The sequence below is a fragment of the Saccharopolyspora sp. genome (assembly GCF_017434145.1).
GTDB classification, from domain to species: Bacteria; Actinomycetota; Actinomycetes; order Mycobacteriales; family Pseudonocardiaceae; genus Saccharopolyspora_C; species Saccharopolyspora_C galaxeae.
Genome location: NZ_JAFRFW010000674.1, coordinates 1 through 6,282 on the forward strand (window position 1 = coordinate 1; position 6,282 = coordinate 6,282).

Annotated in this window: 5 protein-coding genes and 2 pseudogenes; all 7 read right to left on the reverse strand. The window is 70.2% G+C overall.

What is annotated here, in order from left to right; all coding sequences use genetic code 11:
* Window positions 1-802: 802 nt before the first annotated feature.
* Window positions 803-1,579, reverse strand: coding sequence for a sulfite exporter TauE/SafE family protein (locus IJH84_RS18460; RefSeq protein WP_295146718.1), 777 nt, complete (start codon window positions 1,577-1,579; stop codon window positions 803-805).
* A gap of 78 nt (window positions 1,580-1,657) precedes the next feature.
* Window positions 1,658-2,257, reverse strand: coding sequence for a rhodanese-like domain-containing protein (locus IJH84_RS18465; RefSeq protein WP_295146719.1), 600 nt, complete (start codon window positions 2,255-2,257; stop codon window positions 1,658-1,660).
* A 30-nt stretch (window positions 2,258-2,287) separates the two neighbouring features.
* A complete protein-coding gene (locus IJH84_RS18470; protein ID WP_295146721.1) occupies window positions 2,288-3,706 on the reverse strand; it encodes a rhodanese-like domain-containing protein in 1,419 nt (472 codons plus the stop codon).
* A gap of 129 nt (window positions 3,707-3,835) precedes the next feature.
* A complete protein-coding gene (locus IJH84_RS18475; protein WP_338605140.1) occupies window positions 3,836-4,099 on the reverse strand; it encodes a metal-sensitive transcriptional regulator in 264 nt (87 codons plus the stop codon).
* Between the two features lie 137 nt (window positions 4,100-4,236).
* Entirely contained in the window at window positions 4,237-5,121 is an 885-nt protein-coding gene (locus tag IJH84_RS18480) for a cytochrome c biogenesis CcdA family protein (RefSeq protein ID WP_295146723.1), read from the reverse strand.
* A pseudogene (locus IJH84_RS18485) lies at window positions 5,118-5,825 on the reverse strand (DsbA family protein). The gene IJH84_RS18480 and the pseudogene IJH84_RS18485 overlap by 4 nt, the downstream one beginning before the upstream one ends.
* 236 nt (window positions 5,826-6,061) lie before the next feature.
* Window positions 6,062-6,282 (reverse strand): annotated as a pseudogene (locus IJH84_RS18490) (M56 family peptidase); the annotation flags it as partial.

Genomic DNA, 6,282 nt, shown 5'->3' on the forward strand with positions numbered 1-6,282 from the left:
TCAGCTTCTGACCTACATGACGGGATATTCCTCCGCAGTGGTTCTGGCCCATCCAAGTCCAGATGGCGCAAGTTTCCGGACGCTTCGAACTTGTGGACCATACGGCGCACTGGGCAACATCGAGGTTGTCGGGGTAGATACCACAACGACTCCGGAAAAGTCCCTCCCTCATTTGCAGAAAGTTTGCGCCAATGCAACCACAAGGCCCGGATGATAGCAGGAGCTGCAGAATAACGGAGATTCATTTGGGTTCAGCTTCGTGAAGCACGGTTCCTACCGGTCCTGCAGAAAAATATTTTGCGTATTACAACAGTGGGTTAGTGCGCTGTGCATCGGCGCGGGTCGGTTTTGACACCGGCGCGTGGGAGGGAATTGGGGGAGGAACGTGGGGGATTAAACGTTGCTGGGCCGGTGTCAACAGTAGCGAACGGTACCGCCGCACCAGCAGTTTCTCTGTCTTCGCAGGTCACGTGAGTTTACGGGCCCCACTGGGGGTCAGGGGGTCGTGGGTTCGAATCCCGCCGTCCCGACCATCGGGTTGTTATTACAACCCTGACCTGAGTTGAGGTTCTCGAGCAGGACCGCAACTCCTGTCGTGGAGGGGCCATCCGCTTTGCGGGTGGCCCTTTTGCTGTTCCGGGTGCACCAGATGGTGCTGCACGCCACGAAGCTCATCCTTTGGCGACGATGTCGGCGTCTCCGCAGCCGCGCGGCTGGTCACCCGTCGCAGCTGCGGGTGCCGGAGCGGCTGAGAAAGTTGCTCGGCCCGCTGCGGGAGTCGCTTCCGGGACGGGCTGCGGCCTCACCCCAAGGTCGAAGGGTCGACGATCGCGGCCACGGCGACGAAGGCGGCCACGGCGAGCACGACGACGGCGAACCAGCGGCGCACCGTGGACGGGTCCAGCTTCGCCGACCACCGCGCCGCCGACGCCGAGATCACCAGCGCCGAACCGGCGAACAGCAGCAGCACCCGGTAGTCGACGCTGTCGGCCGCGCCCGCGTGGGCGGCGAGACCGGCCGCAGAGTTGATCAGGACCACCACCAGCGAGGTGGCGACCGCTTCCTGCGCCCCGAGGCCCAGCAGCAGCGTCAGGGCGGGGACGACGACGAAACCGCCACCGACGCCGGACAGCCCGGTGAGCACCCCCACGGCCGCACCGGCGAGCACGGATTTGGGCAGGCAGGCGCGCCAGTCGATCCCGCCCTGCCCGGTGCGGCAGGCGCCGGTGTTGCTTTCCCCGCCGCGCAGCATCCGCACCGCGATGACGACCATCAACGCGGCGAAGGCCAGCAGCAGCCAGCGTTGCGGGAACAGCTTCCCGAGCGCGGTCCCGCCGAAAGCGGCGGGGGTGCCGGCCGCGCCGAAGACCAGCGCGACCGGCCACCGCACCGCGGTGCGCCGCTCGCGGGGGAGCAGGCCGCCGAGGGAGGACAGCGCTACGACGGCCAGCGAGCTGGGGATCGCCGTTTGCAGGGGCTGCCCGACGCCGTAGACCAGAGCCGGTACGGCGAGCACCGATCCGCCCGCGCCGAGCAGACCCAGCGCCAGCCCGATCGCGGCACCGAACACCACTGCCAAGAACAAACGAAACCACCTGTCCCGGCGGCGGACTCGCCGCGCGCCACCGTCATCGAGGCCGTGCACCTGCTCGCGGGGTCAGCCCGCGGTCCGGCTCCCGTCCTTCCCGCCGGTGAGCGCGTCGAGAAGGGCCCGGCCATCGGTGGCGGCGGTGCGGTTGTGCGGCAGCAGCCCGAGCACGCGGGACATGGCGCAGGTGTTGCTCAGGGCCGCGAAGGTCAGGCCCGCCCCGACGAAACCGGAGATCCACTTCAGCGGTTCGTAAGCGGTGCTGGCGACCACGCCGGTGAGCACCAGCAGGCCGGCGACCAGCCGCACTTGCCGCTCCATGGCCCAGGTGCCGCGGCCGCGGTCGAGGTCGCCGCCTTCGCCCTCCCAGCCGGTGATGCCGCCGCGGAGCACGCTGATCCGGTCCAGCCCGGCGGTTTCCAGCAGGGCACGGGCTTGTTCGGCGCGAGCGCCCGAGGCGCACACCAGCACCACCGGATCGCCGTGCTGGGCGGTCAGCTCGGCGCGGTGTTCGCGCAGCAGGTCCAGCGGGACGTTGTACGAGCCGGGGATGTGCGTGGCGGCGAACTCGCCGGGAGTGCGCACGTCGATCAACCGGACCTGCGGGTCGGCTTCGCGGAACTCGCGGACCTGGGCGGGTTCGACGGTCGTGGGCGGGGTATGGGGCATTTCTTCGCGTTCCTCCGCGATCGTTCGGATTCAGCTCGCGTCGGCCATCGGCACACCGGCCTCGGCGGCGGCGCCGAAGTGGTCGTCGATGAGCACGACCGGGCGGTCGGCGGCCTCCAGCAGCGAGGCCGCGGCGGTGGCGCGGTAGCCGCTGCCGCAGTGCACCCACACCACACCGGCCGGGATCTCGCCGGTGCGGTCCTTGAGCTCGTACAGCGGGATGTGCATCGCGCCGCGGACGTGGGATGCGGCGAACTCGTTGTGGGTGCGCACGTCCAGCACCACCTCGGGCGCCGGCGATCCGCCGTCCATCGCCTCGGCCAGGTCCGCGAACGTGGCGGTTCGAGTGCTGCGCAGCTGACCGCGATCCGCCGCCAACTGCTCCGGGGTGCCGACCGCGGTACCGGCGAACTTGTCGATGCCGATCCGCGCCAGCTCGCGCTGCGCCTCGCCGACCTGCTCGCGGGACTCGCCCAGCAGCGTGATCGGGGCGCCCCAGTCGATCATCCAGCCGAGCCAGGTCACCATCGGACCGTCCAAGCCGAGGCCGACCGTGCCCGCCAGGTGCGAGACCACGTAGGCCTTGCGGGAGCGCAGGTCCACCACCCACTCGCCGTGTTCCAGGCGACGCCGCAACTCCTCCGGCTCCGCGCGCACCGGCTCGCGCAGGTCGAGCGGTTCCGGCCCGGCCGTGTTCTGCACGCCCATGTGCGCGTAGTACGCCGGGTACGCATCCAGCCCCGCCAGGGTCTGCTCGACGAAGTCGCGTTCGGCCAGCGTCAACGCGGGGTTGAGCCGCTTCTGCTCGCCGAGCGTCGCCGAATCGCCCGAAGCCTGCGTGGCCGAGCAGAAGCTGCCGAACCCGTGCGTCGGCCAGATCTGCGCGCCGTCCGGCAAGATCGCCGCGAGCTTCTGCGCCGAGGCGTGCTGGTGGCGCGCCAGGTCCTCGCTGTGCTGCTCACCCAGCAGGTCGGTGCGCCCGGTGGTCCCGAACAGCAGCGACCCACCGGTGAACACGCCCACCGGGCCGTCCTGACCTTCCAGCGCGTAGGACAGGTGGTGGTAGGTGTGCCCCGGGGTGGCCAGCGCCCGCACCTGCATCCGCGGGGACAGCTCCACCGCGTCGCCGTCCGACAGCGGCCGCCGATCGAACGGCACCTCGTCCGCGGCCGCCAATCCGTACTCGGCGCCGGTCAGCCGGGCCAGCTCCAGCCCTCCGGAGACGTAGTCGTTGTGCACGTGCGTGTCGAGCACCAGCGCGATCCGCACGCCCAGCCGTCCGGCGGCAGCGATCACCCGGTCCACGTCCCGCTGCGGATCGACCACCACGGCCACTTCGCCATCGCTGGCGAGGTAGCTGCGGTCCCCGAGCGAGGACGTCTCGATCACCTCGACCACCGGGTCACCGGCCGAGCGGTCTTGCTGCTTCGCCGCATTCGTCTCCGTCACCGTTGCGCACTCCTTTCCGCCTCCGTGGCCGGTCGCGCCGGACACCGAGATCACTGCTCGAACCCCATGAACCCCCGGGGGTATTAAGGTGGCCTCATCCGGCGAGGACGAGGCCGGGAAGCTCACCGCTCAGGCGAGCGCGAGGAACAGCCGCTCCAGCTCCTGCTCGGTCATCGGCGGCTCGTCGCCGTCCTCGCGAGCCTGCTGGCAGTGCTTCATGCCGCTGGCCACGATCTTGAAACCGGCGCGGTCCAGCGCACGCGAAACGGCTGCCAGCTGGGTCAGCACCTCGGCGCAGTCGTGCCCTTCCTCGATGGCTTCGATCACGCCGCTTAGCTGGCCCCGCGCCCGGCGCAGCCGCGTCAGGGCGTCCCCAACCTTCTCCGGCTTCATCTCCACAACGACCATCTCCCTTCGCCTGGATCCAACGTAACAAACCCCCGGGGGTATTCCTCCAAGATGTGCTTGTGACGTCGGCTATGTGCGCAACCGTTCGGTGTGCTTCCCAGGGGCGTCTTCCGCCGGGGCGATCAGTCCTTGCGCCGGCCTGCGGCGACGGTGGTCTCGCCGGAGGGGTCGGGGGAGTCGTCGCGTTCGGCGTGGCGGATGCGCGCGAGCTTCCACAGCACCGCGGCGAGCGCGAGCACCGCGAGCACCAGCAGCACGGCGGTGTTCGGGACTCCTGCGATGGTCTGCTGCAACCACGCCTGCACCGCGAACTGGCCGTCCACGTCGGTCAGTCCGCCGAGGTTCGCGGTGCCCTCGGTGAGCACGAACAGCACACCGATGCTGATGAACACGAGGCCGGAGATGATGTTGGTGGTGTGCAGGCGCACCGGTCCGACGGTGATTTCGCGGCCGCGCAGCCAGGCCCGCTCGCCGAGCTGGAACCGTTCCCAGAGCAGCGCCAGCAGGAACAGCGGGAAGGCCATGCCGAGCGCGAACACCGCGAGCAGGATCGCGCCGTAGAGGGGGCGGCCACCGGCCGCGGAGACGGTGAGCACGCTGCCCAGCAGCGGCCCGGCGCAGAATCCGGCCAGCCCGTAGACGGCGCCGAGCGCGTACACCGAGATCCCGGAGGAGATCCGGATGCGCCCGGTCATCCGCTGCGCCGCGGCGAGTCCGAAGCCCCTGCCGGAGATCTGCAGCAGTCCCAGGGCGATCAGCACCACTCCGCTGGCCACGGTCAGCGTCGTGCGGTGCCGGGTCAGCAGCGCGCCGAAGAACCCCGCCGCCGCACCGAGCGGGACCAAGGTGGTCGCCAGCCCGAGGTAGAAGACCCCGGTCCTGGCGACCAGCTTGCCCAGCCCGTCGAAGGCGTAGGCGAAGAACGACGGCAGCAGCATCGCCGAGCACGGGCTGATCAGCGTCAGCAACCCGCCGAGGAACGCGCCGAGCAGTCCGATCTCGTTCATTCCGCGGCCGCCTTCGCCTGCTCGATGGCGCCGGCGAACTGCTCCAGCGGCTGGGCGCCGAGGATCGGATCGCCGTTGACCAGGAACGTCGGCGTGCTCGACACCCCGATCCGCGATCCTTCCGTCGCGTCGGCCTCGATCGCGGCCATCGTGGCGGGGTCGTTCATGTCGGTCTCGAACCTCGGGATGTCGGCGATTCCGACCTGCTCGGCGTAGTCGACGAGCTTGTCGTGCGGCAGCGCCGGGTGCCCTCGTTCCGGGGCGGCCCGCTAGATCGCGCCCAGGTACTCCCAGAACTTGCCCTGGGCCGCCGCGGCGCGCCCGGCCTTGGCGGCTTCGAGCGATTCCTCGCCGAAGATCGGGAAGTCGCGCCACTCGATGCGCAGGACGCCGTCCCGGACGTAGCGCTCGATCAGCTCGGGTTCGATGTCCCGGGAGAACTTCGCGCAGAACGGGCACCGGTAGTCCCCGTAGTTGAGCAGCACGACCGGGGCATCGGGCCGGCCGAGCGCCAGCGGGTCCGCGGGGCTGCGCCGCGCGAGCTTCGCCAGCGGACTCTCCTGCTGCTTCTCGGCCTGCTGCGGGGCTGCCCGGGTCGCCCCGCTCGGCGCGGCCAGCAGGTATCCCAGCAGGAACACCGCCGCGGCGGCGAGCACCACCGCAGTCAACGTCAACCACTTCTTTTGCGCACCCGTGTCGCTCACCGGTGACCACGCTCCTTCGCTCGGCTGCCGGGAGCGTAACTACTACGAACCGTAGTAGTTAAGGCGGGGCGGCGGAGGTCCGCGATCCGCGCCGAAACGCCCGGCGAGCGGCTGGTCGTTGTTGCGGTGAACCGGCGGAACCGTGGAGGCGCCTGCGCGGCGTGGACGCGGGCGCGGCCCGATCGGCGGTGGCGAGAACGCGCTCAGCCACTCGGGCGTCGCGTCTTCTTCCGAGGTCAGGAGCCCTGGACGCCGAAGCAGTACAGCAGCACCAGGCACGCCACGGCGCCGACAGCGACGACGGCAGGCGATGCCGAGGCGAACACGGCGGCCACGCAGCTCGCCCGATGGCGGCTGCCCGGTCTCGCGGCTTGCAGCCAGTGCAGCCGCAGCTGCACCGAATCCCGCGACATCGCCAGCGACGTCTCAGGCGCGACGTCGCCGGTCACCGTGCGCA